Source organism: uncultured Roseibium sp., assembly GCF_963675095.2.
GTDB lineage: Bacteria > Pseudomonadota > Alphaproteobacteria > Rhizobiales > Stappiaceae > Roseibium.
Map to the genome: position 1 here is coordinate 109,867 of NZ_CAXXSJ010000049.1, position 26,368 is coordinate 136,234.

Below are 26,368 nucleotides of genomic sequence, written 5' to 3' on the forward strand. Positions count from 1 at the left end.
GGGGCGTCTCCAGAATTTTTCCTCCAGGGAGGAAATCCTTACCTGTTTTGGTTTCTGGCGAAAGGCGGGTCACTCTGATAGCAAGCTTCGCCAGAGGCAGCACATTACGGAGAACCGGATCAATGGGCAAACTAACGCTTTCTCTCGCCGAGAAAATCATTTCATCCGCATTTGAAAAAGCCGCGGATCTCAAACTGAAACCCATGACCGTCGTCGTTCTCGATGCGGGAGGACACATGATTGCGATGGCCCGTCAGGACGGCTCGTCGATCATGCGGCCGCAGATAGCCGGCGGCAAAGCCTACGGCGCGCTTGCCGTCGGGACCGGAACACGCTGGCTGAACGCCAATGCGGAAACCCGCCCCCATTTCGTTCAGGCCCTGAATGGTGCCTCAGGCGGTCAGATCGTCCCGGTTCCAGGCGGTGTTCTGGTCAAGGACGCGGATGGCGAGGTTCTGGGCGCCGTCGGTGTGACCGGCGATACGTCAGACAATGACGAAGCCGCGGCCGTTGCCGGTATCGAGGCTGTCAATCTCGTTGCCGATTGCGGCTGACACGTAACCGGATTTGCCCGGCCAAGGCCGGGCAAGCGGTGGTCAGCAGAAAGACGCGCGGCCTACTTCTTGTCGGACAGCGCGTTGATCTTGGCCTGCATTTCCGTGAGCTGGCGCTTCATGTCGTCCAGATCGGACGAACCGGATTGGGCCGGTTTGGACGGTGCCGTGGGCGCAGACGTATCGCCAGCCGAAAACGGCATGAACATCTTCATGGCACGCTCGAACATCTCGGTGTTGCGCTTGACCTGATCCTCGATGGCCTCGAACGCGGTTGCGCCGAAGGCTTCGCTCATCTGAGACCGTAGCTTTTCCTGTTCCTGGGTCAGCGACGTCATGGAATATTCCAGAAAGCTCGGAACCAGGCCCTGCATGCTGTCGCCGTAGAAACGGATCAGCTGACGCAGGAACGTAACCGGCAACAGGTTCTGCCCCTTGCCTTCCTGTTCGAAGATAATCTGTGTCAGGACCGAACGGGTGATGTCGTCGCCCGTTTTCGCATCATAGACGATGAAGTCCTCTTCCCCCTTCACCATCACCGCGAGATCCTCGAGGGTCACGTAGGTGCTGGTGCCCGTGTTGTAGAGCCGCCGGTTGGCGTATTTTTTAATGATCGTTGGCTCGTTGGTCTTTGCCATTCTCGTCTTCCGTTGCAAGGAGCCTCGCGGCAAGTTCCCGTTTGACGACAATGTGTTCTTAGTCACGTGCCGTCTCTCCCAAATTCCAGACTAAGCGAATTGGAGCGCATCTTGCCAGCGTTTTTGTGCAGAGCGATGAAACGGGGATGCTGCGCGTGCTAAAACTTGATCGTTGTAAGGGCCATTCCGGTTGACTCCCGGTTAACCAGAGTTTCTAGTCGCGAGCGAAACAACCGGTCCGCATGCGCACCCGTTTCAGTGCCCGTTCGGTCCGGTGAAATATGGTCGAAAGCCTGGAGAGAAACATGAGCGCTTCAACCGACGTCGTTATTGTCAGTGCAACGCGCACGCCCGTTGGAACCTTCAACGGTGCGTTTGCAAATACCCCTGCTCACGAGCTTGGGGCCATCGTGATGAAAGCCGCCATGGAAAAGGCGGGTGTCAGCGGCGATGACGTGAATGAAGTTGTTTTCGGCCAGGTGCTGACCGCCGGTCAGGGCCAGAACCCGGCCCGGCAGGCGGCGATTGCTGCCGGCATCTCGGAAGGCGCGACCGCCTGGGGTCTCAACCAGGTCTGTGGCTCGGGTCTGCGCACCGTTGCCATCGCCGCTCAGCAGATCATGTGCGGCGATGCCAGCATCATGGTTGCCGGCGGCCAGGAAAACATGACGCTCTCTCCGCACTGCGCTCCGATGCGCGCCGGCTACAAGATGGGCGATTACAAGATGATCGATACCATGATCAAGGACGGCCTTTGGGATGCCTTCAACGGCTACCACATGGGCCAGACGGCCGAAAATGTCGCCGAAAAGTGGCAGATCTCCCGCGACCAGCAGGATGAGTTTGCCGTCGGTTCCCAGAACAAGGCCGAAGCCGCCCAGAAGGCCGGCAAGTTCAAGGACGAAATCACCGCGGTCACGATCAAGGGCCGCAAGGGCGACACGGTCGTGGAAGACGACGAGTACATCCGCCACGGCGCGACCCTGGAAAGCGTCCAGAAGCTGCGTCCGGCCTTCACCAAGGACGGCAGCGTGACGGCCGCAAACGCATCGGGCATCAACGATGGGGCGGCTGCTCTCGTCGTCATGAGTGCGGCGGAAGCCGAAAAGCGCGGCCTGACCCCGCTCGCTCGCATCGCTTCCTGGGCAACCGCCGGCGTCGATCCCTCGATCATGGGCTCCGGTCCGATCCCGGCCTCCCGCAAGGCGCTGGAAAAGGCCGGCTGGGCCGTTGGCGATCTGGATCTGGTCGAGGCCAATGAAGCCTTCGCCGCCCAGGCCTGCGCGGTGAACAAGGACATGGGCTGGAACCCGGACATCGTCAACGTCAATGGCGGCGCGATCGCCATCGGGCATCCGATCGGTGCATCCGGTGCCCGTATTCTGGTCACCCTGTTGCATGAAATGGGTCGCCGGGACGCCAAGAAGGGCCTTGCCACCTTGTGCATCGGCGGTGGCATGGGTGTTGCTATGTGCGTGGAGCGCTAATCCGTTCGGATTAGCCAGAATTGATATCTGTCATGGCGGGGCATTCAATGCTTTGTCATGGCAGATATGCATATAGGCTCTGGAAACGGTCCGGCTAATCGGACCGGCAGCGCTCAAAAAATCGGAGGAGCGGAATCATGAGTAAGGTTGCACTTGTCACCGGCGGAACGCGTGGCATCGGCGAGGCCATTTCCAAAGGGCTCAAGGATGCAGGCTACACGGTTGCCGCTACCTATCATGGCAACACGGAAAAGGCGGAAGCCTTCAAAGCCGCAACCGGCATTCATGTCTACAAGTGGGACGTTGCTCATCCGGACGAATGTGCGGCGGGTATCGCCAAGGTGGAAGAAGAACTCGGTCCGGTCGAGGTGCTGGTCAACAACGCCGGAATCACCCGGGACGGTATGTTCCACAAGATGTCGTTTGAACATTGGCGCGAAGTTCTGTCCACCAACCTCGACAGCATGTTCACCATGACGCGGCCCGTGATCGAAGGCATGCGCAGCCGTGGCGCCGGCCGGATCATCAATATTTCCTCCATCAACGGCCAGAAGGGTCAGATGGGTCAGGCCAACTATTCCGCTGCGAAGGCCGGTGTGATCGGTTTCTCCAAGGCGCTGGCCCAGGAAAATGCCTTCAAGGGCATCACAGTCAACGCGATCTGCCCGGGCTACATCAATACGGACATGGTTGCCGCCATGCCGGAGAAGGTTCTGGACTCCATCGTTTCCGGCATTCCGGTCGGCCGCCTCGGTCATCCGGAAGAGATCGCCGCAACCGTTGTCTATCTGGCGTCGGACGCTGCGGCGTTCATGACCGGTGCGGTCATGACCATCAACGGCGGCCAGTACATCGCCAACGGCTAATTCTGTGACTCAAGAGAATTGCGAGAAAGGCGTCCTTCGGGGCGCCTTTTTTCGTTCCGGGTACCGAATTGCCGCACCGGCCTTGACCGTTGCCATGGGATGCCCCTATCTCGGGGCGGTGTGGTCCAGCCCGGACCTACCCTTCTAGGAGCAGGCAGAGCCGATGGAATTTGAACACGCCCCGAACGATCCGACGCGAAAGGAGCTTTCACCGCTCCTGAAACTCGCGCTTGAACTCGGCCCTCTGGGTGTCTTCTTCCTGTTCAATGCCAGGGGCGAGCAGATCGCCAATGCCTTTCCGATGCTTCAGGCGCTGGGCAAGCCGATCTTTGTCGCAACCGCCGCCTTCATGGTCGCGATCACGATTTCCCTGATCGCGTCGCTCTGGCTGACACGGCGGCTGCCGATCATGCCGCTGGTGTCGGGTGCCGTGGTGCTCGTGTTCGGCGCGCTGACGCTATGGCTGCACGACGACCTGTTCATCAAGCTGAAGCCGACCATCGTCAACTGTCTGTTCGGCACCGTGCTTCTGGGCGGATTGCTGTTCGGCAAGTCCCTGCTCGGCTATGTCTTCGACAGTGCCTTCCGGTTGAACGACGAAGGCTGGCGCAAGCTCACCTTCCGCTGGGGCCTGTTCTTTTTCGTGCTTGCCGCGCTGAACGAGATCGTCTGGCGCAATTTCTCGACCGATTTCTGGATTAATTTCAAGGTGTTCGGCATCATGCCGATCACTATCCTGTTCACGATGACCCAGTTGCCGCTGATCCAGAAATACGCCCTCAGCGATGAAACCGACGAAAACTGACGGAAGGTTTTCCGCCCGTCAGTGATGACCTTCGCCATGGGCGAAGCTGACGTCCCTGCGGGCGCCGGAGATGGTGATCGAAAAGCCCGCGATCACATCGATCAGGGCAATTGTCATCAGGATGAAGAATACGGACGTCGCTGCTTCGCGCACCACCAGGAATTCCACCAGGTATGCGACGAAGACCACCATTGAGAAAATATGGTCGGTCAGCGCGACGACACCGGTGCGCGTTGCCTTCAACATTTCGATGAACAGCAGGAAGAGCGCCGCGGTGATCATGACATCGCCTGTGACCATGGCGAAGTTCGCGCCCGAGACCATGGAAAATTCGAAGACGATGGTGCTCCAGAGATCGCCCGCCGGAGCATTGCCATTGGAGAAGGCAAGAATGTTGTAGGCGATCAGCGGCAGAATGGTGAGCGGCAGGGACAGTAGAAATCTCATAAAGGCCTCCGGGAAACGGCAAGGACGGACCGGTTGAGGCCAGCCTAGCCAAAAATCGGGTTGCGGCGCATATCCAATCGGGCCGCAGAATCATAAGTGTCATTGAAATTGCAGTTGCAGGCATGAAAAAGGCCGACCCCGTGAGGGCCGGCCTAAATCTGTTTGCCGTGCGGCAATCCGGAGCTCAGACGTCGTCTTTCGGGCTCAGGATCTGACGGCCCCGGTACATGCCGGACTTGAGGTCAACGTGATGCGGGCGACGCAGTTCGCCCGAATCCTTGTCCTCAACGTAAGCCGGCTGCTTCAGGGCGTCCGCGGAACGGCGAAAACCGCGCTTCATGCGCGAGGTTTTTCTCTTCGGAACGGCCATTTTGTTTTTCTCCGTGGTCCATCGTCGCGCGGCCCGGACCGGGAAAGCCCGGGGCGTGGCATCACGCAGTGTGTTGGAATGCGCGGCGTTATACAGGGAACCCAGGCGTTTTGCCACCCCAAAGCGCAAATTTTCTTGCAGGGCCAAAAAAGCCGATCGAAGCATCCGGTCAGGGCTTGAGGACGCAATCGAATATGGGGCCGGCGGATTTGATCCTGGCAAGGTTGGTGGCGGCGAGTTTCCGGTGGCCGGACGACGGTTTTGCCGGGTTTCGGACGAGCGGATTGGGCAGGGCCGTGGCGAGCCGTGCCGCCTCGACGCGGGTCAGATCCTTCGCGGATTTGCCGAACCAGGCCTGGGCGGCGGCCTCCGCACCGAAGATCCCCTCGCCCCATTCGGCGATGTTCAAATAGATTTCCATGATGCGCCGTTTGGTGAGAATGCCGTCGATCATGAGGGCCAGCGGCAATTCCAGGCCTTTGCGGATATAGCTGCGGCCGTTCCAGAGAAACAGGTTCTTCGCGGTCTGCATGGTCAGGGTGCTGGCGCCGCGCGGAGATTCCCCTTCATTGACGAGTGTGTCGATCTGTTTTTCCAGGGCGGACCAGTCGATACCGCCATGCTCGCAGTAGCTGCTGTCCTCGGAGGTGATGACCGAGCGCACCAGATGCGGAGAGATTTCGTCAATCGGGCGCCACTGCCGGTCGACCCAGAGCAGTTGCGCATAGCGGGCAAGCATCAGGGTGCTGACCGGGGGCACGACCGCGTAGAGGACGGTCAGGACAAGCGGCAGTATGATCACGGCCGCGAGGCCTCTTAAGGTCCAGCGCCTTATGCGCCTCAGCGTAACCGGCTGTGCCTTGTTGGCGGGCTTCGAAGCGGTCTTCGTTCCGTCAGGCTGTTTTCCGGATTTTCGAGGCTTTTTCACGCAGGTCCTTTTCATTATCGACAATAAAGTCGCGCACGATCGGGACCGCGTCGCGTTCCAGCGACAGCATTAGCTGAAACACCATGTTGTTGCCATGCAGGAAACTCACTTCGCAGGCGCAAAGGTAAAATTCCCACATGCGGCAGAAGCGTTCGTCGTAGAGTTCGGCTGCCTTGTCCCAGTTGGCCTCGAACCGTTCCCGCCAGGCCTTGAGGGTGTAGTAATAGTGCAGACGCAGAATTTCCGTGTCGCAGACCCAAAGCCCGAGCCGCTCGATCGACTGCATGACTTCCGACAGGGCCGGACAATAGCCGCCGGGGAAGATGTATTTCAGGATGAATGGTCCGGTCGTGCCCGGAGGCGCCATGCGGCCGATGGAGTGGATGACCGCATATCCGTCCGGTTTCAGGCAGTCACGCACCTTGCCGAAATAGCCGTCGTAGTTGCCGACGCCGACATGTTCCATCATCCCGACGGAGACGATCCGGTCGAACTTGCCGGTGAATTCCCGGTAGTCCTGTTTGACGAAGCGGACATTTTTCTCCAGCCCGGCGGCCGCAACCCGCTGTTCGGCGATGGCAATCTGTTCTCCCGAAACATTCAGGGAGGTCACATCGGCGCCTGCGCGCCCCATGTGCATGGCGAGCGACCCCCAACCGCCGCCGATTTCCAGCACGCGCATGCCCGGCTCGATATCGAGTTTGGCAATCAGGTGGTCGAGTTTCGCGGCCTGTGCCTTTTCAAGGCTGTCTTTGGGCGACTGGTAATAGGCGCAGCTGTAGTTCAGACCCTCGTCGAGGAACAGCCGGTAAAGCTCCGTGGAGAGGTCGTAGTGATGCTGCACATGGCGCTTTGTCTTCGACACGAGCGATTTTTCGTGAAACCTGTGCAGCTTGTTGCCGATGCGCGCAATCTGTTCCTGAAGGGGATAGAGGCCTTCAGGCGCAGGATTAACAAAAAACAGATCGATAAAATCGAGACAGGTTGAGCCCTCTTCCAGCGTCAGCGTGCCGTCCATATAGGCTTCCGCTGCCGCGAGTTCGGGATGAAGTACCAGCTTCCAATGGAGTTTGGGATCGTGAAAGCGAATGAATACTTCCGGCCCGTCATAACCTGAGCCGAATTCATGCTGTTTTCCATTCGCATCGACAATCCGGAGACGGCCTCGCTTGATGCAGGACTTCAGTAAGCTTGCTAGCATACGCATGATCACTGTTCCCTTATGGAGAAGGAACTAGCTTAATACTGCTATATTTAACAATGCAACCATGCTTATTAACAAATCCTGTCGGGACGGCTTGACGGGACTTGATTTTCAGGACAGGGAACCGGTGAAGATCTCACCCCTTTCGCGACCGCCCGGCCCTTGTAGCGCTGCGGTCAGAAGCAGCAGGATTGGAACGGGCATTTGACGGACGAGTTTCAGGCGCATCTGGCGAAGTCGGCCGATCGGGTCGAAACGGTCCTGGAAGATATCCTGTCCGCGGAGGTCCGTGATGGCGAGACGGAGCGCCCGGAACGTCTCCTTGCCGCTATGCGGCATGCAGCACTTGGAGGCGGCAAGCGGCTGCGTCCGATCCTGGTGATCGAGGCCGCGGCGCTTTTCGGCCGGGACGATCAGGGCGTGGCCCTGACCGCTGCCGCACTGGAGATGATCCATTGCTATTCCCTCGTTCATGACGATCTGCCGGCCATGGACGACGACGATCTCCGCCGGGGCCTGCCGACGGTTCACAAGGCGTTCGACGAGGCCACAGCCATTCTTGCCGGAGACGCGCTGCTGACCCTGGCCTTCGATGTGATCACCGATGAGGAGGTTCATCCGGATCCTTCTGTCCGGCTCCGCCTCAATCGGGAACTGGCGCGGGCGGCGGGGATTGGCGGTATGGCGGGCGGCCAGATGTTCGATCTGGAATCTGAAGGCCGTGACCGGAGCGAAGCCGAGATCCGGAAACTGCAGGCCATGAAGACAGGTGCGTTGCTGCGCTACGCCTGCCGGGCCGGTGCGATCCTGTCAGATGCCTCGGAAGAAAACATCGACCGGCTGACGCGTTTCGGTGAGGTTATCGGCCTTGCTTTTCAGCTCGCGGATGATCTGCTCGACGTCGAAGCCAGCCCGGAAATTACGGGAAAGGCTACGGGCAAGGACGCGGCGGCCGGCAAGGCGACGCTGGTGGGTTTGTTCGGGGTGGAAAAGACCCGCGAAGAGCTCAATACCCTTCTCGGCCAGGCGGGAGAACTGCTTGCGCCTTTTGGCGCCAAAGCGGGGATGCTATCGGATATTGCCCACTTCGTGGTGCGGCGGGATCGTTAACAAAGTCTGACTGCCGACCCTGTCCGTTTAGATTCCCTTTACCCTTCTGCTGCAAGATCAAGCCTGATTTGCGCTTTGTTTCCGTCCTGAATTCGGATGCTATTTATTGCGGTGGAGGCTGAGACGATGGTTGCGTCGTTTGCCAGCGGATTTGGAAATTTCGATCGCCGGACGGGGTATGCCAGAGGATCCGGTGCCACCGGGCAAAGCAGCGCAGACTCAATGATCGCCAACCTGCGGGCGGCAGCGGAAACCCTGCTTTCGAGGAGCGGGGACGAGGCGTCCAAAGGCAAGGTCGACGACTTCCTCAAAGAACTGGAAGACAGCGTCCAGGTTGCCAGTTCTCTGAAGAACGCCGTCGAGAGCCAGAAGGACAGCGAGCGCGGACAGAAAATTTCCAGGCTGAAGGAGCGTATCGAACAGCTCAAGGAGCGGCTGAAATACGCCACGCCCGAGCAGGCGCGCGCCTTGGCACAAGAACTAAAACGGCTCGGCAAGGAGTTCAAGGCTGCGGCCGCGTCTCTTTCGGGTGGCGGCTCGACAACGTCGGACGTCAGTTCCGCATCGCTGAACCAATCACTGACTGCCGTTCCAGCTGGAGGGGAGATCGCATCGATCGCTACGGCATCGGCTGTGACCGGTGTGTCAGAAACCCCGGCTGACACGGCGAGCGCTACGGCGCTTCAGGCGGAAGTCGTTGTTCCCGCACCGGGTGAATCCGACCCTTCCGCTCAGGCGCCGGCCGATGATGTCCAGGACGACGGGGAATCGTCGGTTGACGACAAGACCCTTGGAGCGGCGATCGATGCCTATACCAGTGCGATCGCGTCGACCCAGAGCCAAGGTGGCTACGACGGAAATTCCGTGAAGAAGGCGCAGCTTGAGGAATTGCGGAAGATCGAGCAGGAGCTCAAAAACATTGCCGCGCGGATCAAAGCCCTCGCCAAACGGGACGACAAGGACGCCGAAAAGGAACTGAAGGCGGCGGAAAAGGAACTTCGCAAGGGAAGCGAAGAGCTCGACAAGTTCCAGCGGCAGCAACAGTCCGCAAACGGCGCCTCACAAGTCATCCAAAACACGGCACCTGCATCCGATACGACGGTCGTTGGAAATACTGCTGCACCGGCTGTCTCAATCGATGCCGGTACGAGCCTCAACCTGTCGACACCTCAGATCAGCGTTTCGGCAAACGTGATCGCTTAAGGGAATGCCTTGGACATGTGCCGATAGAGCCCGGATTATTTCGAACCGTGTGAACGGCCGAAGTCCGGTGCGGCGGTGTCCTGGCCGGCCTCGATGATCGACTTGCGGATGCCGCGGGTCCGTGTGAAGAGATCGAACAGAGCTTCCCCGTCACCCCAGCGTATCGCCCGCTGCAACGCCGACAGATCTTCTGAGAACCGCGACAGCATCTCCAGGATGGCGTCCTTGTTGTTGAGGCACACATCCCGCCACATGGTCGGGTCGGAGGCGGCAAGTCGGGTGAAGTCGCGGAAACCGGAGGCGGAATATTTGATCACTTCCGATTTGGTGACCGTTTCCAGGTCGTCCGCGGTGCCGACGATGTTGTAGGCGATCAGCTGCGGCAGATGGGAGACGATGGCCAGCACCAGGTCGTGATGCTGGACGTCCATGACGTCCACATTGGAACCGCAGGCTTCCCAGAATTTTGTCAACCGCGCCAGCGCGTCCGGATCCGTTCCTTCCGGTGGCGTCAGGATGCACCAGCGGTTTTCGAAAAGGGTCGGAAAACCGGCGTCCGGGCCGGAATGTTCGGTCCCGGCAATCGGATGGCCAGGAATGAAATGCACGCCTTGGGGAACATGCGGGCCGACGTCACGGACGACGGAAGCCTTCGTGGAGCCGACGTCTGTGAGGATCGCCCCTTTCTTCAGGGATGGCGCAATCCATTTGGCCACGGCTCCATAAGCGCCGACTGGCACACAGAGGATGACCAGATCCGCCCCTTCCACCGCCTCCACCGCGTCCAGCGAATAGCTGTCACCCAGGTTCAGTTCCTCGGCGCGGGCAAGGGTTTCCGGCGAGCGCGTGGAGATTGCGATTTCGCGGGCAAGACCCCGGGCGCGGACGGCCTGGGCAATCGAGGAGCCGATCAGGCCGATCCCGATCAGGGCAATGCGATCAAACAGCGGTTCGGACATGAAACAGACAGTACGGTTTTGATTGTTACTTCAGGAATTCGGCGAGGTTGTCGACAACCACCTTGTTGGCCTCTTCGCTGCCGATCGACATGCGTAGCGCATTCGGCAGACCGTAATTGCCGACCAGACGCAGCACGCAACCGCGCGACGACAGGAACGCGTCCGCATCGGTCGCCTTCTTGCCTTCCACTTCCGGGAAATGGATGAGAATGAAGTTGCCGACGCTGGGCGTCACGGTCAGGCCGAGCTTTTCCAGCTCTTTCGTCACCCAGGGGAGCCACTGTTCGTTGTGGTCGACCGCCTTTTCGACAAAGGCCCGGTCCTTGACGGCTTCGATGCCGGCGGCAATCGCAAGCCCGGAGACGTTGAACGGTCCGCGGATGCGGTTCAGCGCATCGATGACATGGGCCGGACCAAAGCCCCAGCCGAGGCGCAGGTTCGCCAAGCCGTAAATCTTGGAGAACGTACGGGTCATGATCACGTTTTCGGTCGTGGCCGCCAGTTCGATGCCGCTTTCGTAGTCGTTGCGGCGAACGTATTCGCTGTAGGCGGCGTCCAGCACCAGAACCACGTTGGACGGTAGGCCTTCGTGCAGCCGGCGGACTTCCGAGAACGGCAGATAGGTGCCGGTCGGGTTGTTCGGGTTGGCGATGAAGACCATTTTGGTCTTGTCGGTCACCTTGGCCAGGATCGCATCGACGTCGGTCTTGAGATCCGTCTCGGGCGCAACAACGGGGGTCGCGCCGGCGGCGCGGATGGCGATCTCGTAGACCAGGAAGCCGTGCTGGGAATAGATCGCCTCGTCGCCCGGGCCCAGGTAGGCATAGGCGATCATGCTCAGGATTTCGTCGGACCCTGCGCCGCAGATGATCCGGTCCGGGTTCAGGCCGTAGACGTCGCCGATGGCTTCACGGAGCGCCGCGGCGGCGCCGTCCGGATAGAATTCCAGGGTTCCGGCCATGCGCGCGATGGCGTCCTGCGCCTTTTTGCTGGCGCCGAGCGGGGTTTCGTTCGAGGACAGCTTGTAGAGCTTCCCTCCGCCGGTCGCCTTGGATTTGCCTGGGACATAGGGTGCGATATCCAGTACGCCGGGGCGCGGCATCGGCCGGTTTGAAGACTCGTTTTCCGTTTCCATCGCTGCGTCAGTCATTGTGTTCATCCTTCGGAGACGGTGGGCTCTTCGGAGGCGAAGTCCTCGTCCGTGTCTCCCTCCACATCGATCGGTGAGGCGTAACCGCCGACCTGTCTCAATACATCCGGTTCCGCGCCGGCTTCGGCGCAGGCTGCGAGAATTGCGGCTTCGTCCAGATCGGAAGAGACCGCGAGCAGCGCATCGACACCGCTCGCCGAGCGATGGAAACTGATGACTTCGATGCCGTGGCTCATCAGGCGGCCCGGCAGGGCGCCGTTCCAGCGGGCATCGAAGACGAGCGTATCGGCGACCGAGCCGTCCGGGATCGCCCGCGAGATGACCAGTGCCGGCAGGTCCGCGGGACGTTCCTCAAGCACCAGAAACGGCAGGCGGGCGATGATCTGCGCACCGGTGTCGCTCAGGCCGCGCCACCAGGGCAGCTCGGACCGTTCTTCGAGCGCGACAAGGCCGAGATCGCCCTTAGAGGCGGCAACCGAGCCGACCACATCGGCCGCATCGCCGCAGGGCTCCAGGTCGACGGTGAAGCCGAAATAGAAGCGGGACAGATCGAGCATTTCGGCCAGATCGGCACTGCCGTCCAGGTGGACCGCATAAGGCCCTTGCAGCAAGGTGCAGGTGGAGATGATGTCGCGCCAGAGATGTTCGATCATCGACAGAGGCAGGGAGCCTTCATGACGTTCGACCAGCTGGCGCATCATGTCGGCTTCCCGGTCGGGCCGGAACATGACGCCGTCGGCGCCGCTTGCCCGCTTCGCCGCGACGATCCCGTCGATGATCCGGGCACGCTCCATCAGCCCCTCATGCAGACGCGCATCGATTTCATCGATCCGCGCGCGAAGCGTATCCAGCGATGTCACGCGATCGTGCGTCTGGCTCATGACAGGCCTGAAACCTCTTTGAAACTCGTTTGTAACCAGCGTTTGGGCGCATAGTCATAGGCATCTGCCGCTGCAAAGGCAAAAGAAAACATTGACACCGACCCCAAGGCACCCATACGTCCTTGGTATCGATTGGTCTATGGCGAGTTGAGTTCGGATTGCTACATCTGACCGAGGCTCCACCCCGCGCCTTATTGAGCGGACCGCTTTTTGCATCATGTGATGCCGGATAGTCATGTGATCCATACAAGGTCCGGTTCGCTCCGATGAATGCGCGTGACCGTTTCTGACAATCATTGCAAACCCAGACAGCGAGTTCGCAACAGCTAAGATGGCCGTGGAAATACCCGATAGCGACGCTACACCCGATCCTCTGACTGAGGTGAATTCGCCTTCGAGCAAATGTGTCCGCTTCGGAGCAGACCAGGCTTTGCCGTTGGATTCGGGAAGCGAAATCGGGCCATGGCAGATCGCTTACGAGACCTATGGCACGCTGAATGCGAACAAGTCCAATGCCGTCCTGGTCTGTCATGCGCTGACCGGCGACCAGTATGTCGCCTCCACCAATCCGATCACGGGCAAGTCCGGCTGGTGGAGCCTCATGGTCGGGCCGGGAAAGCCGATCGATACGGACAAGTATTTCGTGATCTGCTCCAATGTGCTTGGCGGTTGCCTCGGCACGACGGGTCCCGCGAGCACGAATCCGGAAACCGGAAAACCCTACGGCCTTGCCATGCCCGTGGTCACCATCCGCGACATGGTTCGCGCACAGGCGCGCTTGGTCGATCACCTCGGGATCGACACGTTGTTCGCCGTTGCGGGCGGATCCATGGGCGGCATGCAGGTGCTGCAATGGGCGGCGAGCTATCCGGAGCGGGTGTTTTCGGCCATTCCGATTGCGGCCGGCGCGCGCCATTCCTCGCAGAACATCGCGTTTCACGAAGTTGGCCGGCAGGCGATCATGGCGGATCCGAATTGGGTCGGCGGCGACTATATTTCCCAGGGGCTGCGGCCGACCAAGGGATTGGCGGTCGCGCGCATGGCGGCCCATATCACCTATATGTCCGATGAATCGCTGCATCAGAAATTCGGCCGTAACCTGCAGGATCGGGACAGCCTGACCTTCGGCTTCGATGCGGACTTCCAGATCGAAAGCTACCTGCGGCACCAGGGCATGACGTTCGTCGACCGGTTCGATGCCAATTCCTATCTCTACGTGACCCGGGCGATGGATTATTTCGACCTGGCAAAGGAATTCGGCACCCTGCCGAAGGCGTTCAAGGACACGAAGACCCGGTTCTGCATCATGTCCTTCACCTCGGACTGGCTGTTTCCGACGTCGGAGAGCAAGGCGGTGGTGAAGGCGCTGAACGCAGCGGCGGCCAACGTCTCCTTCGTCGAGGTGGAGAGCGACCGCGGCCATGACGCCTTCCTGCTCGATGTGCCGGAAATGTTTTCGACCATTCGCGGTTTTGTGACCGGGGCGGCTGCCGCGCGCGGCATTCCGGCACCGGGAGGGAGCGACTGACATGGCGCTGACATCCCAACTGACGATCGGAAATGACGTTCGCGGCGATTACCGCGTGGTGGCCGACTTCGTTCCGGAAGGTGCACGGGTACTCGACATCGGCTGCGGCGACGGTGCCTTGCTCGATATCCTGGTCCGGGAACGCCGTGTGGACGGACGCGGCATGGAGCTTTCCCAGGAAGGCGTGAACAAATGCGTCGAACGGGGACTGTCCGTCGTGCAGGGCGATGCGGATGAGGATCTCGCCGATTATCCCGACGGCGCCTTCGACGTGGTCATCATGAGCCAGACGCTGCAGGCGACCCATGATCCGAAAGGCGTTCTGAAGGAGCTGCTGCGCATCGGCGACCAAGTCCTCGTCTCGATCCCGAATTTCGCCTTCTGGCGCAATCGCATGCAGCTTCTGTTCCGGGGTCGGATGCCGGTGACCAAATACCTTCCCTATGAATGGTACGACACGCCGAACATCCATTTCTGCTCTCTGAACGATTTCGTGGCGCTTTGCCGGGAGCTGGATGCGACGGTGGTGGACACGGTCGTCCTCAATGGTCAGGGCGACGAAATTCCGGTCCGCGCGCCGTGGTGGGTGTGGAACATCGTGGCCGAGCAGGCGGTTTTCCTGCTGAAGCGCTGATCAGCTTTTTTCCAGGAGGTCGCGATTTCCGGTCATATGCCGGACCGGCTTCATGCCGGCTGGTGCGCCATCGGGAATGAAGACCGGACGGAGAACCCGCAACGGGTTGCGTTTGCCGTCGGCCGGGATACCTCTGAAAACCTGCTTTTCCGCTTCCATGATCAGAAGACCGCTGAAGGCCGGCCAGAAGCGCCGGCCGATGCCTTCCCAGGTTCGCGCCGAGCGCAGGACGAAGCGCGCGCGTGTCGGCGGCATGAACAACGCTTCCGTGTCGCCCATGACCTCGAATTGCGATCCGCGTAAAAGCGCCTTCAACTGGCTGCGCGAATAGGGCCGGCCATATCCGAAAGGTGACAGTTCCGACTGGGACCAGAGCCCGCGCCGGTTGGGAACGACAGCGATCATCCGGCCGCCGGGGGCCAGCACACGCCATGTTTCCCGCAGCAGTTCGCCGGGATTGGAGCAATGATCGAGGGCGTGAACCACAAGGGCCCGATCGAAGGCGGCATCGGAAAACGGTAGCCGGTCGTCTTCCACCAGGGCTGCCGCATTATCCGCCTCCCGCGGCCAGGGAACGGCGCCCTGTTGGGCGGGCATGGCGGCAATGCAGCGTTCGGCTGTTGGCAGATAGGGTCGCATGAAAGGACCGGCATAGCCGACGCCCAGCAGGCTCCGACCGTTCATGTCCGGCCAGAACGTTCGGATCTGGCCGCCGATCAGCACCCGCAGAAGCCGGCCGATGGGCAGATCGTAAAAGGTTCTCAGATCGGCAACGTCGAGATACATGCAGGCTTCCGTTTCAGCGCCGATTCCTCACCAAACCCGGCGCCGCGCGATTGAAACGTGAACCGGATCGTTTCGCAAGGGTTTCGCACTTGTCGGGTCCGGCGCAGTTTGTCACTGTTGGCCAAAGTCCAGACAACCGTTTGACAAAGGTTCGTTTCATGTCCGCATCCAACGTTGAAATCCGCCAGTTTTCCTGTCTGTCCGACAATTACGGCGTCCTGATCCACGATCCGGACAGCGGCACGACCATTGCGATCGACGTTCCGGACGCGGCCCCCTACCTGGCCGTTCTTGAGGAAACCGGCTGGAAACTGACCGATATCCTGATCACCCACCACCACTGGGATCACGTTCAGGGGCTGTCGGAGCTGAAGGAAAAGACCATGGCGACGGTGACCGGGCCTGAGCGGTCGCGGGAGGTTATTTCCGGTCTCGACAAAACGGTAGAGGACGACGACGACATTCTGGCCGGACCGTTCGAGATCAAGGCGATCGCCACGCCGGGGCATACGCTCGACCAGATTTCCTGGTACATCCCCTCCCTCAAACTCGCCCATACCGGCGACACGTTGTTTTCGCTCGGCTGCGGCCGGGTGTTCGAGGGCGACATGGAAATGATGTGGGCGTCGCTGGCGCGGCTGATTCGAAAACTGCCCGCTGACACGACGATCTATTGCGGCCATGAATATACCGCGGCCAACGCGAAGTTCGCGCTGACTATCGACCCGGACAACGAGGCGCTGAAAAAGCGCGCCGCCGTAGTCGCTTCCTTACGGTCCGCAGGCAAGCCGACCCTGCCGACCACCATGGGTCAGGAACTGGCGACCAACCCGTTCCTGCGCGCGGCCGATCCGGGTGTCCGGAAGACCCTGGGGCTGGAAGAGGCGTCCGATGCCGATGTCTTCGCCGAAATCCGGACACGCAAGGACAACGCGTAATCCGATGCCGGGCCCGACAAAAAGCGATCTGATGGCCGATCAGGTCGTCGATCTTCTGAAAATGCAGCCGCATCCTGAAGGCGGGTTTTACGTCGAGACGTTTCGGGACGATGTCACCGATACGAACGGGCGAGCCGCCTCCACGCTGATCTATTTTTTACTGCCGGAGGGTGTGACCTCACGCTGGCACAAGGTCGATGCGGTGGAGACATGGCACCATTACGCCGGCGCGCCGCTGGAGCTTTTGATCAGTACGGATGGCAAGGCGGTGGATGTCCTGACCCTGGGCACAGATCTCGCCGCCGGTCAGCGCCCGCAAGGCATCGTGCCTCGGGACGGCTGGCAGCAGGCGCGGTCTCTCGGGGCATGGACCCTTGTAGGCTGTACGGTCGCCCCGGGCTTTCAGTTCGTAGGCTTCGAGATGGCGCCGGAAGGCTGGGAGCCGGGCCGAGGCTGAAACGCGAGATCGATTGGTTCAGGCCAGCCCTGCAATCGCGTTGGCGAAATCCTTGGCCGAGAACGGTTCCAGATCGTCGACGCCCTCGCCGACGCCGATGAAATGTACCGGCATCTCGTGCTTGGCGGCGATGGCGACGAGGATGCCACCAGCGGGCGGTGCCGTCGAGCTTGGTCATGACCAGGCCGGTGACGCCGGCGACCTTGCCGAAGATCTCCACCTGGTTCAGGGCGTTCTGGCCTGTGGTCGCATCGAGGGTCAGGAGCACCGTGTGGGGCGCTTCCGGGTCGTGCTTCTTGATCACGCGGATGACCTTTTCCAGCTCGTCCATCAGCTCGGCCTTGTTCTGAAGCCGGCCGGCGGTATCGATCAGAAGGACGTCGACCGCTTTTTCCTTGGCTTCCTTCATGGCATCGAAGGCAAGGCCGGCGGCATCCGCGCCGGTATCGCGGGCGATCACCTCGGCGCCGGTGCGCTGGCCCCAGATCTTGAGCTGTTCGACGGCCGCCGCGCGGAACGTGTCGCCGGCGGCGAGCATGACCTTCTTGCCCTCAGTGGCGAGTTTCTGGGACAGCTTGCCGATGGTGGTGGTCTTGCCGGTGCCGTTGACCCCGACCATAAGAACCACATGCGGCTTCCGCCCCGTGTCGAGGTTGAGCGGATGGGCGACCGGTTCCAGTACCTTCTCGACTTCTTCCGACAGGATCGCGCGAACCTCTTCCGGTTCGATTTCCTTGTTGTAGCGGCCCTGCGACAGGCGGTCGGTAATGGCCATGGCGGTATCGACACCGAGGTCCGCCTGGATGAGCACGTCTTCCAGCTCTTCCAGCATGGTGGCGTCGAGCTTGCGCTTGGTGAAGATCGACGAAATGCCGTCAGTCAGCGCGGAGGACGAGCGGGACAAACCGCTTTTCAGCTTCTGGAACCAGGAGCGTTTCGGCTGGTCGTCCGGCACGACCGGTGGTGTTTCCGCCGGTATGTCCGTCGTGACGGGCGTAATGACTGGCGTTTCCGGAACCACTGTCTCGGGTTCCACCGTGTCGCTCAGGCCTTCGGAGAGATCCGGTTCGAGCGCTTCCTCGGCGCCGATGCCGGTGAAAAGCGTTTCTTCCGCAATCGGCGGTTCAGCGGGCGGTTCCGTCAGATCGGGTGCCGCATCGAAACCGGTATCGGCCGGCTCCGGTTCGGATTGGGGTGCGTCGACAACGGGGTTTTCGGCGGAGGGTTTAATGCCTTCGGCTTCCGGCGTCTCGTTCTTGTCCTTGCCGCTGAAAAGCCGTCCCAGGAACCCGCGTTTCTTTTCGCTCATTTCCCCGCCTTGATCTGTTTGAGCCGTCAGGCCGCCCTGGAAAGGACCTTGCCCAGGAGATGGCGGCCGGTATGTCCGGTAATCCGGGTGGTCAGGATGTCACCGGCACTGCCGCCGGAAAGTTCCACTTGTGTGAATTGTTCGGTCCGGCCCAGGCCTTCCTTCTCGATCAGGACCGGCCGGATCTTGCCGACTTCGCCCGCCAGATGGAGGCCCAGGACCTCTTCGCCCTTTGCCCGGAGCCGGGCGCCGCGTTCCTTGACCAGCTGGCGCGGCAGCTGCGGCATGCGGGCCGCCGGCGTGCCGGGGCGCGGCGAAAAGGGAAACACATGCAAATGGGTCAGGCCGCACTCGTCGACGATCCGCAGAGAGTTTTCGAACATCTCTTCGGTCTCGGTCGGAAAGCCGGCGATGATATCGGCGCCGAAGACCACGTCCGGGCGCATGCGGCGCACGTCTTCGCAGAAGCGGATCGTGTCGGCACGCAGGTGGCGGCGCTTCATCCGCTTCAGGATCATGTCGTCGCCGGCCTGCAGCGAGAGATGGAAATGCGGCATCAGCCGCTCTTCCTCGGCAATCGCGCGCATCAGTTCCTCGTCGGCCTCGATGGAATCGATCGAGGACAGGCGCAGGCGCTTCAGGTCCGGGACCAGCTTGAGGATCTTGGCCGTCAGCGTGCCGAGCTTCGGCGCGCCGGGCAGATCGGCGCCGTAAGAGGTGATGTCGACGCCGGTGAGGACGATTTCGTTGTAGCCGTTTTCGACCAGACGCCGGATCTGATCGATCACCACGCCCATGGGCACGGACCGGGAATTGCCGCGGCCGTAGGGAATGATGCAGAAGGTGCAGCGGTGGTCGCAGCCGTTCTGGACCTGGACGAAGGCGCGCGCGCGGCCTTCCAGCCCGTCGATCAGGTGGCCTGCGGTTTCCTCGACACTCATGATGTCGTTGACGCGGACCTTTTCGGTGGCCTCGATGCCGAAATTCGCGACCTGGGCGTAGGAGTTGCGTTCCAGCTTTTCCGTGTTGCCGAGCACCAGATCGACCTCTTCCATTTCGGAAAAGGTCTCGGTTTCCGTCTGGGCGGCACAGCCGGTGACGATGATGCGGGCGTTCGGATTGTCGCGGCGCGCCTTGCGCACGGCCTGACGGGCCTGACGTACCGCCTCGTTGGTCACCGCACAGGTGTTGATCAGGACCGCGTCTTCCAGTCCTGCGGCTTCCGCCTCGCGCTTCATGACCTCGGATTCGTAGGAATTCAGCCGGCAGCCAAAGGTGACGACGTCAATGCTCATGAGGCGGCGGCCCCTTCGGCCGGATCGCCCGAGGCGGTCCTGGTCCATTGAAGGGTGTCGAGGTCGATGTCGCCTTCGAATTCCACTTCCGTCGGCCCGGTCATCAGGACGTGATCGTCGCTTTCGCGCCATTCGAGTTCCAGCGGTCCGCCGGGCAGATGAATGGTCGACTTGCGTCCGGCCTTGCCGTCGCGCGCAGCCGCAACCGCCACGGCGCAGGCGGCCGTGCCGCAGGCGCGGGTCAGGCCGGCACCACGTTCCCAGACCTTCACCCGGATCTGGTTTTCGGCAAAGACGTGAGCGAGCGAGATATTGGCGCCTTCCGGGAAGATCGGATGCCGTTCCAGAAGCGGGCCGACCCGGGAGAGATCATAGGCTTCGATGTCGTCGACCCAGAAGATCGCGTGCGGATTGCCCATGTTGACGACGGCCGGCGTGTGCAGGATCGGCTCGTCGATCGGGCCGATCTGCAATTCGATGGCGCGCGTGTCGGCGAATTCCTCGGCCAATGGGATCTGGTCCCAGTTCAGCCGCGGCTTGCCCATGTCAACGGTGACCATACGCGGCGATTGGCCTGCAAAGGCATGCAGCAGGCCGGCGTTGGTCTCGATGGAGGCAACATCTTTGCCGGCTTCTTCCATCAGGAGACGACCGATGCAGCGGGTGGCGTTGCCGCAGGCATCCACCTGAGTGCCGTCGCAATTGTGGATCCGCATGAAGGCGTCGACGCCCGCGGTCGAGCGTTCCACCGTGATCATCTGGTCGAAACCGATCCCGCTTTTCCGGTCGCCGAGCGCGGCGATGACATCCGGTGTCAGGCGCAACGGCTCGTCACGCGCATCCCAGACCAGGAAGTCGTTGCCAAGACCGTTCATTTTCAAAAATGGCCTGTGCGCCATGTCGGTTTCGTTTCGTCAAAAGATCAGGGGGTTCGGCCCTTTACCGGGCTTTCTTCCCCTATATGGCGGAAAGCCGGGCAAATTACCAGTAGCAGACACGACCGAGGTTGAATTGCGGTAAAGCCTCGATCAAAGGCTCTTTGCGTTGAAGGTGTCGCACGACCGGATGTCGCCGGTCTGGAAGCCCTGTTTGAACCAACGGACGCGCTGGGCGGAGGTTCCGTGGTTGAAACTGTCGGGAACCACGTAGCCCTGCGCCTGTTTCTGCAGGGTATCGTCACCGATGCGGCTTGCCGCATTCAGCGCCTCCTCGATGTCGCCTTCTTCGACGAAGCCCTTCTGGCGGGCGGCAAAGTGCGCCCAGATCCCGGCGAAGCAGTCGGCCTGCAACTCGACGCGGACGGAAAGCGCATTGGCTTCGCGTTCGCTCATGGTGCGCCGGGCTTTCTGGTATTCGGGCAGGATGCCGAGCAGGTTCTGGATATGGTGGTCGACCTCGTGGGCCAGAACATAGGCGCGGGCAAAGTCTCCCGGCGCATTCAGCTGGCCGGCGAGCTGCTTGTAGAAAGACAGGTCGATGTAGACCTTCCGGTCGGCGCCGCAATAAAACGGACCGGTGGCAGCACTTGCATAGCCGCAGGCAGACGGCGCCGAACCGGAGAAGAGCACCAGCGTCGGCTCTGGATAGTCCGCATTGTGCCTGGCGAGGATGTCAGTCCAGGTGGTCTCGGTATCGGCGAGAATGACGGAAACGAATTGAGCCCCTTCGTCGTTGGCCGGTGTCTGCCGTGTTCCGGTGTCATAGGACGGGCTGTCGTAGCCGCCGCCATCGAGACTGCCGAGCAGCGTCAGCGGATTGATACCGGTGATCCAGGCAATGACCAGAACCACCAGGATCCCGGTCAGTCCAAGTCCGCCGCCAGCCCGGGCCCGTCGCCCCGACGGCAGCCGCAGGCGCGGCGTACCGCCCATGCCGCGCCGGTCATCGATGTTGCTGCTTTGGCGACGGCCTTTCCAGCGCATATCCGTTTTCCACCTGCATTTCGGGGTCGAGCCCGTTCTGGATAGCAGGAAAGTCGGGTGTCTTGAATTCAAAAAGACGCAGCGTGAGACGGCTTCGGGTCAGGAAACCGTCATGACGTCGCCGATACGGACCTTCGACAGGATCAGCTTCATATGGGCGGGAGAAACGGCGACACAGCCTTCGGTCGGTGTGTAGCCTTCGCGGGCGATGTGAAAGAAGATGGCGCTGCCCCTGCCCGGGACCGCCGGATACATGTTGCAATCGAGGACGACGACGATGTCGTAGAGCCGGTCGTCCCGCCACATCTTCTCGTGGCTTGCGCCGAACGGCAGTTCCACTGGACGATTGTAGCGCGGATGGCCGGGATCGTCGCACCAGCCGTCTTGCCGTTCCAGCGCTTCGATCGGCAAGGCGGTGCGCGGACGGGACTGGCGATCGGCACGATAGTAAACATTCATGAGCTCGAAGGTGCCCGTTGGCGTTGCTCCGTCGCCCTCGCGCTTTGCATGGGTCACGCCGGATCTCCCCAACGCACACGGAACCGTGATCCCGCCGAGAGTGAGTACGCCCCGGGTCTTTAGCCACGGCAACTGGCGGACTTCCAAGCATTGCGCCGCGTTTTTCATGTTTGTGCCCTTCGGTTTTTCGTTGCCGCGAGGTCTGAGGCAAAGTCTTGATAAACCGGGATTAAAGCCCGCGTGAACAAGAATTGACGAGCAAACGCTTGTTTGTCGAAAAATTCCCTTTCACAAAGGCGTCAGCACACCCCATGTGTTATCTTGCCGCCGGCTACGGGGCAAAAAGGCTTGATTGGCGAGGACTTAGGCGATGACCGCGCGCACGATACTGATTGTCGACGATGATACCGAACTGCGCGAGGCGCTTGTCGAACAGCTGTCGCTTTACGACGAATTCGAAACGATCCAGGCCGATTCGGCCGCAAGCGGGATCGCCATGGCCAAGGAAGAGCATGTCGACCTGTTGCTGATGGACGTCGGCCTGCCGGATATCGATGGCCGGGAAGCGGTGAAGCTTCTGCGCAAGAACGGCTTCAAGGCGCCGGTGATCATGCTCACCGGCCACGACACGGATTCCGACACGATCCTCGGCCTGGAAGCCGGCGCCAACGATTATGTGCCGAAGCCGTTCAAGTTCGCGGTGCTGCTCGCGCGGATCCGGGCGCATTTGCGTCAGCACGAGCAAAGCGAGGATGCGACCTTTTCCATTGGCCGCTATTCCTTTCGTCCCGCCGCGAAACTCATGCTCGACGAGAAGGGTTCCAAGGTCAGGCTGACGGAAAAGGAAACCTCGATCCTGAAATTCCTCTACCGGGCAGGCGAAAAGCCGGTCACCCGGGATGTTCTCCTGCACGAAGTCTGGGGCTACAATTCCGGGGTCACCACGCACACGCTGGAGACACATATCTACCGTCTCAGGCAGAAAATCGAACGTGATCCGTCCAATGCGGAGCTTTTGGTCACAGAAGCCGGTGGATATAAGCTTGTGCCCTGACCGCGAAAGGTCGTAAATCTGGGGCATGAGTCTCGCTGAAGATATCGCGATATTACAGAAAGTCCCGATGTTGTCGGATTTTGCCGACGAACAATTGCGGCTGCTTGCCTTCAGCGCGGAAAGTGCCGATTTCCGGGACGGACAGTTGCTGTTCGACGAGGCCGACCGGGCCGACGGAGCCCTGCTGGTCGCGAGCGGCGAGGTTGCGTTACAGAAGAAGCGCGCCAAGAAGACCTACGAGGATGTGGATGTCGCCGGCCCCGGCACCCTGCTCGGCGAAAGCGCCCTGCTGGTGGATGCCATCCGTCCGTGCCGCGCGGTGGCGATCGGCGACGTGCGCGTCATCCGGATTCGCCGGGCCCTGTTCAAGCGCATGATCATGGAATTTCCGGAACTCGCCCGGCGCCTGTTCGAAGTCCAGGCCGCCCGATTCCAGACGACGGCCAGTGCCCTCGCCCCGATCGGCGAACGCATGGCGGATCTGGAAAAGATTTCCCAATCCCGCGGCCTGCGCGGCACCAAAGACAGCTAAGCTGCACTCGATCCCGGCGTAAATGGTCTGTTTAAGCTTTCACCGGCCTAAGCTGGGCGAAGCCCGTATAGAGCAGGCGCAGCAGCGGCAGCAGGGCAACGACACCGCCGATAATCGCGACCCAGACGGCCGGGCGGATGGCCGTTTCGACGTCGAAATTCGCCAGGAAAACCAGTTTGGGCGGAATGCCGGTGGCAAGGGCGTACCAGGTGTATTCGACACCGGCGGTCAGGGCGGCGGATATGGCAGCGCACAGGGCGAGGACCCAGCTGCGGGAAATATCCAGTTTCGCAATGCTGGCGACCCGGTAGCTCATCAGCAGGATAAACAGTCCGGCCATCAGGGTCGGCTCGGTGACGTCCGACTTTGCCTGCAGGAAGAAGTGGATCAGGGCAAGCACACCGATCCCATAAGTCAGCCTGTGCAGGAGGGTCCAGTTGCGGCCCATCTTGCGCACGGCCGCATCGAAGGAGGTCGCGCCGAGTGCGATCAGCCCAAGGAGGGCGGCAAAGCCGATGGTCAGGTAGATGCGCAGGACGATTTCGGAGGCGACCTTGCCGAGGTGCCAGTTTTCCTGGGCGGCATAGAAGCCGAGATGCAGCAGTGCATAGCAGAGAACGGAGACACCGATCATCCGCCGGACGCCGATCAGCCTGTTCCAGGCAAGGATGCGCCGGAACGGCGTGATGGCAAGGGAGAGCAACAGGAAGCGAACGACCCACTTGCCGCTTTCATGAAGGGCATATTCGAAGGGTTCCGGACGCATGGGGCCAAAGGCCAGATCGGCGAAGATTGCAATCGCGGGCAGGAAGAGGCCGATAAAGACCACGAGCCGCAACGGCGAAAGCTGACCTTTGCGGTCGGTCCAGGGCGCATGGCGGAATGGGATCGAAGCGGCTGTCATGTCCTGCATTTAGAGGGCAATGGGCGAATTTTCACCTAACGCACGATCAAGCCTCGGTGAGGATCCGGTGTTCGGAGCTTGAAGCAGCTTTAAAAATCAAAGACTGGGAAAGGCACAGACCCCGTCTCCCCCCTTGAGGGGGAGATGTCACCGCCGGTGACAGAGGGGGGTAACGATGCGAGCGTCACGCTCTGGCGTCGCGATATGCCGCGAGGCCCAACACCCCCCTCTGTCCGCTCTCACGGACATCTCCCCCTCAAGGGGGGAGAATGGAGCAAGGGGAGCGGTAGTTTGTAAATCACCTAACCCGTGCAATGACGAAATCAGGTTTTGTGTCTCTACTCAGGCCCAGGGATGGGCTTCGGCCATCTTGGATTCGTAAGCGTCGATCTTCGGCGCCTTTTCCATGGTCAGACCGATATCGTCCAGGCCGTTGATGAGGCAATGCTTGCGGAACGGATCGAGTTCGAACGAGATCTCGCCACCGTCCGGTCCCTTGATCACCTGGTTTTCCAGGTCGACCGTCATCGTGGAGTTGGATCCGCGCGAGGCGTCATCCATGAGCTTTTCCAGCTCGTCTTCAGAGACCTGGATCGGCAGGATGCCGTTCTTGAAGCAGTTGTTGTAGAAGATGTCGGCGAAGGACGTGGCGATCACGCAGCGGATGCCGAAGTCGAGCAGTGCCCACGGCGCGTGTTCGCGCGAGGAGCCGCAGCCGAAGTTGTCACCGGCGACCAGGATCTTGGCATCCCGGTAGGCCGGCTTGTTCAGCACGAAATCCGGGTTTTCCGAGCCGTCCTCGTTGTATCGCATTTCGCTGAACAGCGCGGTGCCGAGGCCGGTGCGCTTGATCGTCTTCAGGTACTGCTTCGGAATGATCATGTCCGTGTCGATGTTGATGATCGGCAGCGGTGCGGCGACGCCGGTCAGCGTTTCGAACTTTTCCAAGGCGATTACTCCAGTGGTTTCTTGTCGTTGTTCGGCCGGGTCCTGCGCTCAGGCGGCCAGGCTGGTGGCCTCGTCGACACCCAGCATGAGGTTGAGGTTTTGTACGGCGGCACCGGAGGCACCCTTGCCGAGATTGTCGTAGACGGCGATCAGGCAGGCCTGCGCGCGCGCGTCATTGGCAAAGACATGCAGGCGCATGTTGTTGGTGTCGTTCAGCGCCTGGGGATCAAGCTCCGGCATCCGGTCGAGCTGGGCCAGCGGCGCCAGTTCGACAAAGCCGCCGGAGATGCCGGCGAAATGGTCGGCGATGGCCGCATGCAGGTCGGCGCCGGTCGGCACCTTGGGAAGCGTCGACAGCTGTAGCGGCACGCAGGTCAGCATGCCCTTGTAGTAGTTGCCCACCGAGGGGGTGAACAAAGGCGTGGACGTCAGCGCGGAATAACGCTGCATTTCCGGCAGATGCTTGTGATTGAAGGTCAGCCCGTAAGGCGCGAACATGTTCGCGCCGGTGCCGGCCGCTTCATAGTCGGCGATCATGGACTTTCCGCCGCCGGAGTAGCCGGAAATGCCGTTATAGGTCAGCGGGTAGTCCGCAGGCAGCAGACCGGCCTCAATGAGAGGACGCACCAGGGCGATCAGACCCTGGGGCCAGCAGCCGGGGTTGGTCACCCGCTTGGCCGACTTGATCTTTTCGGTCTGGTCCTTGTCCATTTCAGCAAAGCCGTAGGTCCAGCCCTCTGCCACCCGATGGGCGGACGAGGCATCGATGACCCGGGTGGTGTCGCTTTCGATCATCGACACGCTTTCCCGAGCGGCGTCATCCGGCAGGCACAGGATGGCCGCATCGGCGGAATTCAGGAGATCCGCGCGGGCGCTCGAATCCTTGCGCAGGTGGTCCGGGATCGACAGAAGTTCGATGTCCGGGCGCGTGGCGAGGCGCTCACGGATCTGCAAACCCGTCGTACCTGCTTCGCCATCAATGAATACACGCGCGACCATC

The 26,368-nt window shown here is 60.9% G+C and carries 28 protein-coding genes and 1 pseudogene; 12 read left to right on the top strand and 17 right to left on the bottom strand.

What is annotated here, in order from left to right; genetic code table 11:
- The first annotated feature begins 122 nt into the window (after positions 1-122).
- Entirely contained in the window at positions 123-554 is a 432-nt protein-coding gene (locus ABIN98_RS18715; protein ID WP_346912078.1) for a heme-binding protein, read from the top strand.
- A gap of 62 nt (positions 555-616) precedes the next feature.
- Here ABIN98_RS18715 and phaR read toward each other — a convergent pair whose 3' ends face one another.
- The gene (phaR, locus tag ABIN98_RS18720; RefSeq protein WP_346912079.1) at positions 617-1,192 is read right to left on the bottom strand and encodes a polyhydroxyalkanoate synthesis repressor PhaR; all 576 of its coding nucleotides are present in this window, start codon (positions 1,190-1,192) and stop codon (positions 617-619) included.
- Positions 1,193-1,497: 305 nt separating this feature from the next.
- On the opposite strand from phaR, the gene ABIN98_RS18725 reads away from it, so the two are divergent.
- The 3 genes from ABIN98_RS18725 (at position 1,498) to ABIN98_RS18735 (ending at position 4,350) form a co-directional block, all read left to right on the top strand.
- Complete coding sequence (locus ABIN98_RS18725; protein WP_346912080.1) at positions 1,498-2,679, top strand: acetyl-CoA C-acetyltransferase; 1,182 nt, start codon at positions 1,498-1,500, stop codon at positions 2,677-2,679.
- A 137-nt stretch (positions 2,680-2,816) separates the two neighbouring features.
- Entirely contained in the window at positions 2,817-3,545 is a 729-nt protein-coding gene (gene phbB, locus ABIN98_RS18730) for an acetoacetyl-CoA reductase (protein WP_346912081.1), read from the top strand.
- Positions 3,546-3,708: 163 nt separating this feature from the next.
- A complete protein-coding gene (locus tag ABIN98_RS18735; RefSeq protein ID WP_346912082.1) occupies positions 3,709-4,350 on the top strand; it encodes a septation protein A in 642 nt (213 codons plus the stop codon).
- Positions 4,351-4,368: 18 nt separating this feature from the next.
- Here ABIN98_RS18735 and ABIN98_RS18740 read toward each other — a convergent pair whose 3' ends face one another.
- From ABIN98_RS18740 to ABIN98_RS18755, 4 genes are all read right to left on the bottom strand, one after another.
- Positions 4,369-4,797, bottom strand: a complete 429-nt coding sequence (locus ABIN98_RS18740; RefSeq protein ID WP_346912083.1) for a hypothetical protein — start codon at positions 4,795-4,797, stop codon at positions 4,369-4,371.
- A gap of 184 nt (positions 4,798-4,981) precedes the next feature.
- Positions 4,982-5,167, bottom strand: a complete 186-nt coding sequence (gene rpmF / locus ABIN98_RS18745; protein WP_190291185.1) for a 50S ribosomal protein L32 — start codon at positions 5,165-5,167, stop codon at positions 4,982-4,984.
- Between the two features lie 169 nt (positions 5,168-5,336).
- Positions 5,337-6,110, bottom strand: a complete 774-nt coding sequence (gene mtgA / locus ABIN98_RS18750; protein WP_394701558.1) for a monofunctional biosynthetic peptidoglycan transglycosylase — start codon at positions 6,108-6,110, stop codon at positions 5,337-5,339.
- Entirely contained in the window at positions 6,061-7,302 is a 1,242-nt protein-coding gene (locus ABIN98_RS18755; protein WP_346912084.1) for a cyclopropane-fatty-acyl-phospholipid synthase family protein, read from the bottom strand. Before ABIN98_RS18755 ends, mtgA begins: the two co-directional genes overlap by 50 nt.
- Positions 7,303-7,503: 201 nt before the next feature.
- On the opposite strand from ABIN98_RS18755, the gene ABIN98_RS18760 reads away from it, so the two are divergent.
- Positions 7,504-8,409 carry a polyprenyl synthetase family protein gene (locus tag ABIN98_RS18760; RefSeq protein ID WP_394701559.1) on the top strand — a complete coding sequence of 302 codons (906 nt, stop codon included), beginning with the start codon at positions 7,504-7,506 and terminating at the stop codon, positions 8,407-8,409.
- 222 nt (positions 8,410-8,631) lie between these two features.
- Positions 8,632-9,612: a hypothetical protein gene (locus tag ABIN98_RS18765; RefSeq protein WP_346912085.1), complete on the top strand. Its 981-nt coding sequence runs from the start codon at positions 8,632-8,634 to the stop codon at positions 9,610-9,612.
- 35 nt (positions 9,613-9,647) lie between these two features.
- On the opposite strand, the gene ABIN98_RS18770 is transcribed toward ABIN98_RS18765, so the two are convergent.
- Genes ABIN98_RS18770 through ABIN98_RS18780 form a run of 3 tightly spaced genes read right to left on the bottom strand, consistent with a single transcriptional unit; the run spans position 9,648 to position 12,602 of the window.
- Positions 9,648-10,571 (bottom strand): prephenate/arogenate dehydrogenase family protein, encoded by a 924-nt coding sequence (locus tag ABIN98_RS18770; RefSeq protein WP_346912086.1) that lies wholly within the window; start codon positions 10,569-10,571, stop codon positions 9,648-9,650.
- Positions 10,572-10,596: 25 nt separating this feature from the next.
- Positions 10,597-11,730, bottom strand: a complete 1,134-nt coding sequence (hisC, locus tag ABIN98_RS18775; RefSeq protein WP_346912087.1) for a histidinol-phosphate transaminase — start codon at positions 11,728-11,730, stop codon at positions 10,597-10,599.
- Positions 11,727-12,602 carry a chorismate mutase gene (locus ABIN98_RS18780; RefSeq protein WP_346912088.1) on the bottom strand — a complete coding sequence of 292 codons (876 nt, stop codon included), beginning with the start codon at positions 12,600-12,602 and terminating at the stop codon, positions 11,727-11,729. The genes hisC and ABIN98_RS18780 overlap by 4 nt, the downstream gene beginning before the upstream one ends.
- A gap of 331 nt (positions 12,603-12,933) precedes the next feature.
- On the opposite strand from ABIN98_RS18780, the gene ABIN98_RS18785 reads away from it, so the two are divergent.
- Both ABIN98_RS18785 and metW read left to right on the top strand, forming a co-directional pair.
- Positions 12,934-14,130 (top strand): homoserine O-acetyltransferase, encoded by a 1,197-nt coding sequence (locus tag ABIN98_RS18785; protein ID WP_346912089.1) that lies wholly within the window; start codon positions 12,934-12,936, stop codon positions 14,128-14,130.
- A gap of 1 nt (position 14,131) precedes the next feature.
- On the top strand, positions 14,132-14,764 hold the full coding sequence (gene metW, locus ABIN98_RS18790) for a methionine biosynthesis protein MetW (protein ID WP_346912090.1): 633 nt from the start codon (positions 14,132-14,134) through the stop codon (positions 14,762-14,764).
- On the opposite strand, the gene ABIN98_RS18795 is transcribed toward metW, so the two are convergent.
- Entirely contained in the window at positions 14,765-15,550 is a 786-nt protein-coding gene (locus tag ABIN98_RS18795) for a methyltransferase domain-containing protein (RefSeq protein WP_346912091.1), read from the bottom strand.
- A gap of 158 nt (positions 15,551-15,708) precedes the next feature.
- On the opposite strand from ABIN98_RS18795, the gene gloB reads away from it, so the two are divergent.
- Complete coding sequence (gloB, locus tag ABIN98_RS18800; protein ID WP_346912092.1) at positions 15,709-16,488, top strand: hydroxyacylglutathione hydrolase; 780 nt, start codon at positions 15,709-15,711, stop codon at positions 16,486-16,488.
- A 4-nt stretch (positions 16,489-16,492) separates the two neighbouring features.
- Complete coding sequence (locus ABIN98_RS18805; RefSeq protein WP_346912093.1) at positions 16,493-16,945, top strand: cupin domain-containing protein; 453 nt, start codon at positions 16,493-16,495, stop codon at positions 16,943-16,945.
- A gap of 18 nt (positions 16,946-16,963) precedes the next feature.
- Here ABIN98_RS18805 and ftsY read toward each other — a convergent pair.
- From ftsY to ABIN98_RS18830, 5 genes and pseudogenes are all read right to left on the bottom strand, one after another.
- A pseudogene (gene ftsY / locus ABIN98_RS18810) lies at positions 16,964-18,254 on the bottom strand (signal recognition particle-docking protein FtsY).
- A 26-nt stretch (positions 18,255-18,280) separates the two neighbouring features.
- On the bottom strand, positions 18,281-19,549 hold the full coding sequence (gene mtaB / locus ABIN98_RS18815) for a tRNA (N(6)-L-threonylcarbamoyladenosine(37)-C(2))-methylthiotransferase MtaB (protein WP_346912094.1): 1,269 nt from the start codon (positions 19,547-19,549) through the stop codon (positions 18,281-18,283).
- On the bottom strand, positions 19,546-20,424 hold the full coding sequence (gene dapF / locus ABIN98_RS18820; protein ID WP_346912095.1) for a diaminopimelate epimerase: 879 nt from the start codon (positions 20,422-20,424) through the stop codon (positions 19,546-19,548). The genes mtaB and dapF overlap by 4 nt, the downstream gene beginning before the upstream one ends.
- A 153-nt stretch (positions 20,425-20,577) precedes the next feature.
- Positions 20,578-21,471 (bottom strand): neutral zinc metallopeptidase, encoded by an 894-nt coding sequence (locus ABIN98_RS18825; protein WP_346912096.1) that lies wholly within the window; start codon positions 21,469-21,471, stop codon positions 20,578-20,580.
- Positions 21,472-21,570: 99 nt separating this feature from the next.
- Positions 21,571-22,098 carry a L,D-transpeptidase family protein gene (locus ABIN98_RS18830; protein WP_346912097.1) on the bottom strand — a complete coding sequence of 176 codons (528 nt, stop codon included), beginning with the start codon at positions 22,096-22,098 and terminating at the stop codon, positions 21,571-21,573.
- A gap of 202 nt (positions 22,099-22,300) precedes the next feature.
- Here ABIN98_RS18830 and ABIN98_RS18835 point away from each other — a divergent pair, with 202 nt between their 5' ends.
- Positions 22,301-22,984, top strand: a complete 684-nt coding sequence (locus tag ABIN98_RS18835; RefSeq protein ID WP_190291169.1) for a response regulator transcription factor — start codon at positions 22,301-22,303, stop codon at positions 22,982-22,984.
- Positions 22,985-23,051: 67 nt separating this feature from the next.
- The gene (locus ABIN98_RS18840; RefSeq protein WP_346912098.1) at positions 23,052-23,516 is read left to right on the top strand and encodes a cyclic nucleotide-binding domain-containing protein; all 465 of its coding nucleotides are present in this window, start codon (positions 23,052-23,054) and stop codon (positions 23,514-23,516) included.
- A 31-nt stretch (positions 23,517-23,547) separates the two neighbouring features.
- On the opposite strand, the gene ABIN98_RS18845 is transcribed toward ABIN98_RS18840, so the two are convergent.
- The 3 genes from ABIN98_RS18845 to argC form a co-directional block, all read right to left on the bottom strand.
- Positions 23,548-24,420, bottom strand: a complete 873-nt coding sequence (locus tag ABIN98_RS18845; protein ID WP_346912099.1) for a protein-methionine-sulfoxide reductase heme-binding subunit MsrQ — start codon at positions 24,418-24,420, stop codon at positions 23,548-23,550.
- Between the two features lie 342 nt (positions 24,421-24,762).
- Positions 24,763-25,368: a 3-isopropylmalate dehydratase small subunit gene (gene leuD, locus ABIN98_RS18850; RefSeq protein ID WP_346912100.1), complete on the bottom strand. Its 606-nt coding sequence runs from the start codon at positions 25,366-25,368 to the stop codon at positions 24,763-24,765.
- Positions 25,369-25,416: 48 nt separating this feature from the next.
- Positions 25,417-26,367 (bottom strand): N-acetyl-gamma-glutamyl-phosphate reductase, encoded by a 951-nt coding sequence (argC, locus tag ABIN98_RS18855; RefSeq protein ID WP_346912101.1) that lies wholly within the window; start codon positions 26,365-26,367, stop codon positions 25,417-25,419.
- Position 26,368: the final 1 nt, after the last annotated feature.

Excerpts from the sequence above, each read along its gene's own strand:
- mtaB (WP_346912094.1), bottom strand. The coding sequence starts at position 19,549 with ATGAGCATTGACGTCGTCACCTTTGGCTGCCGGCTGAATTCCTACGAA.
- ABIN98_RS18845 (WP_346912099.1), bottom strand. The coding sequence starts at position 24,420 with ATGACAGCCGCTTCGATCCCATTCCGCCATGCGCCCTGGACCGACCGC.
- ABIN98_RS18830 (WP_346912097.1), bottom strand. The coding sequence starts at position 22,098 with ATGAAAAACGCGGCGCAATGCTTGGAAGTCCGCCAGTTGCCGTGGCTA.
- ABIN98_RS18795 (WP_346912091.1), bottom strand. The coding sequence starts at position 15,550 with ATGTATCTCGACGTTGCCGATCTGAGAACCTTTTACGATCTGCCCATC.
- gloB (WP_346912092.1), top strand. The coding sequence starts at position 15,709 with ATGTCCGCATCCAACGTTGAAATCCGCCAGTTTTCCTGTCTGTCCGAC.
- ABIN98_RS18805 (WP_346912093.1), top strand. The coding sequence starts at position 16,493 with ATGCCGGGCCCGACAAAAAGCGATCTGATGGCCGATCAGGTCGTCGAT.
- ABIN98_RS18825 (WP_346912096.1), bottom strand. The coding sequence starts at position 21,471 with ATGCGCTGGAAAGGCCGTCGCCAAAGCAGCAACATCGATGACCGGCGC.
- hisC (WP_346912087.1), bottom strand. The coding sequence starts at position 11,730 with ATGAACACAATGACTGACGCAGCGATGGAAACGGAAAACGAGTCTTCA.
- ABIN98_RS18715 (WP_346912078.1), top strand. The coding sequence starts at position 123 with ATGGGCAAACTAACGCTTTCTCTCGCCGAGAAAATCATTTCATCCGCA.
- phaR (WP_346912079.1), bottom strand. The coding sequence starts at position 1,192 with ATGGCAAAGACCAACGAGCCAACGATCATTAAAAAATACGCCAACCGG.
- ABIN98_RS18740 (WP_346912083.1), bottom strand. The coding sequence starts at position 4,797 with ATGAGATTTCTACTGTCCCTGCCGCTCACCATTCTGCCGCTGATCGCC.
- ABIN98_RS18735 (WP_346912082.1), top strand. The coding sequence starts at position 3,709 with ATGGAATTTGAACACGCCCCGAACGATCCGACGCGAAAGGAGCTTTCA.
- ABIN98_RS18755 (WP_346912084.1), bottom strand. The coding sequence starts at position 7,302 with ATGCGTATGCTAGCAAGCTTACTGAAGTCCTGCATCAAGCGAGGCCGT.
- phbB (WP_346912081.1), top strand. The coding sequence starts at position 2,817 with ATGAGTAAGGTTGCACTTGTCACCGGCGGAACGCGTGGCATCGGCGAG.
- ABIN98_RS18765 (WP_346912085.1), top strand. The coding sequence starts at position 8,632 with ATGATCGCCAACCTGCGGGCGGCAGCGGAAACCCTGCTTTCGAGGAGC.
- mtgA (WP_394701558.1), bottom strand. The coding sequence starts at position 6,110 with ATGAAAAGGACCTGCGTGAAAAAGCCTCGAAAATCCGGAAAACAGCCT.
- ABIN98_RS18725 (WP_346912080.1), top strand. The coding sequence starts at position 1,498 with ATGAGCGCTTCAACCGACGTCGTTATTGTCAGTGCAACGCGCACGCCC.
- ABIN98_RS18835 (WP_190291169.1), top strand. The coding sequence starts at position 22,301 with ATGACCGCGCGCACGATACTGATTGTCGACGATGATACCGAACTGCGC.
- metW (WP_346912090.1), top strand. The coding sequence starts at position 14,132 with ATGGCGCTGACATCCCAACTGACGATCGGAAATGACGTTCGCGGCGAT.
- argC (WP_346912101.1), bottom strand. The coding sequence starts at position 26,367 with ATGGTCGCGCGTGTATTCATTGATGGCGAAGCAGGTACGACGGGTTTG.
- rpmF (WP_190291185.1), bottom strand. The coding sequence starts at position 5,167 with ATGGCCGTTCCGAAGAGAAAAACCTCGCGCATGAAGCGCGGTTTTCGC.
- dapF (WP_346912095.1), bottom strand. The coding sequence starts at position 20,424 with ATGAACGGTCTTGGCAACGACTTCCTGGTCTGGGATGCGCGTGACGAG.
- ABIN98_RS18780 (WP_346912088.1), bottom strand. The coding sequence starts at position 12,602 with ATGAGCCAGACGCACGATCGCGTGACATCGCTGGATACGCTTCGCGCG.
- ABIN98_RS18840 (WP_346912098.1), top strand. The coding sequence starts at position 23,052 with ATGTTGTCGGATTTTGCCGACGAACAATTGCGGCTGCTTGCCTTCAGC.
- ABIN98_RS18770 (WP_346912086.1), bottom strand. The coding sequence starts at position 10,571 with ATGTCCGAACCGCTGTTTGATCGCATTGCCCTGATCGGGATCGGCCTG.
- ABIN98_RS18785 (WP_346912089.1), top strand. The coding sequence starts at position 12,934 with ATGGCCGTGGAAATACCCGATAGCGACGCTACACCCGATCCTCTGACT.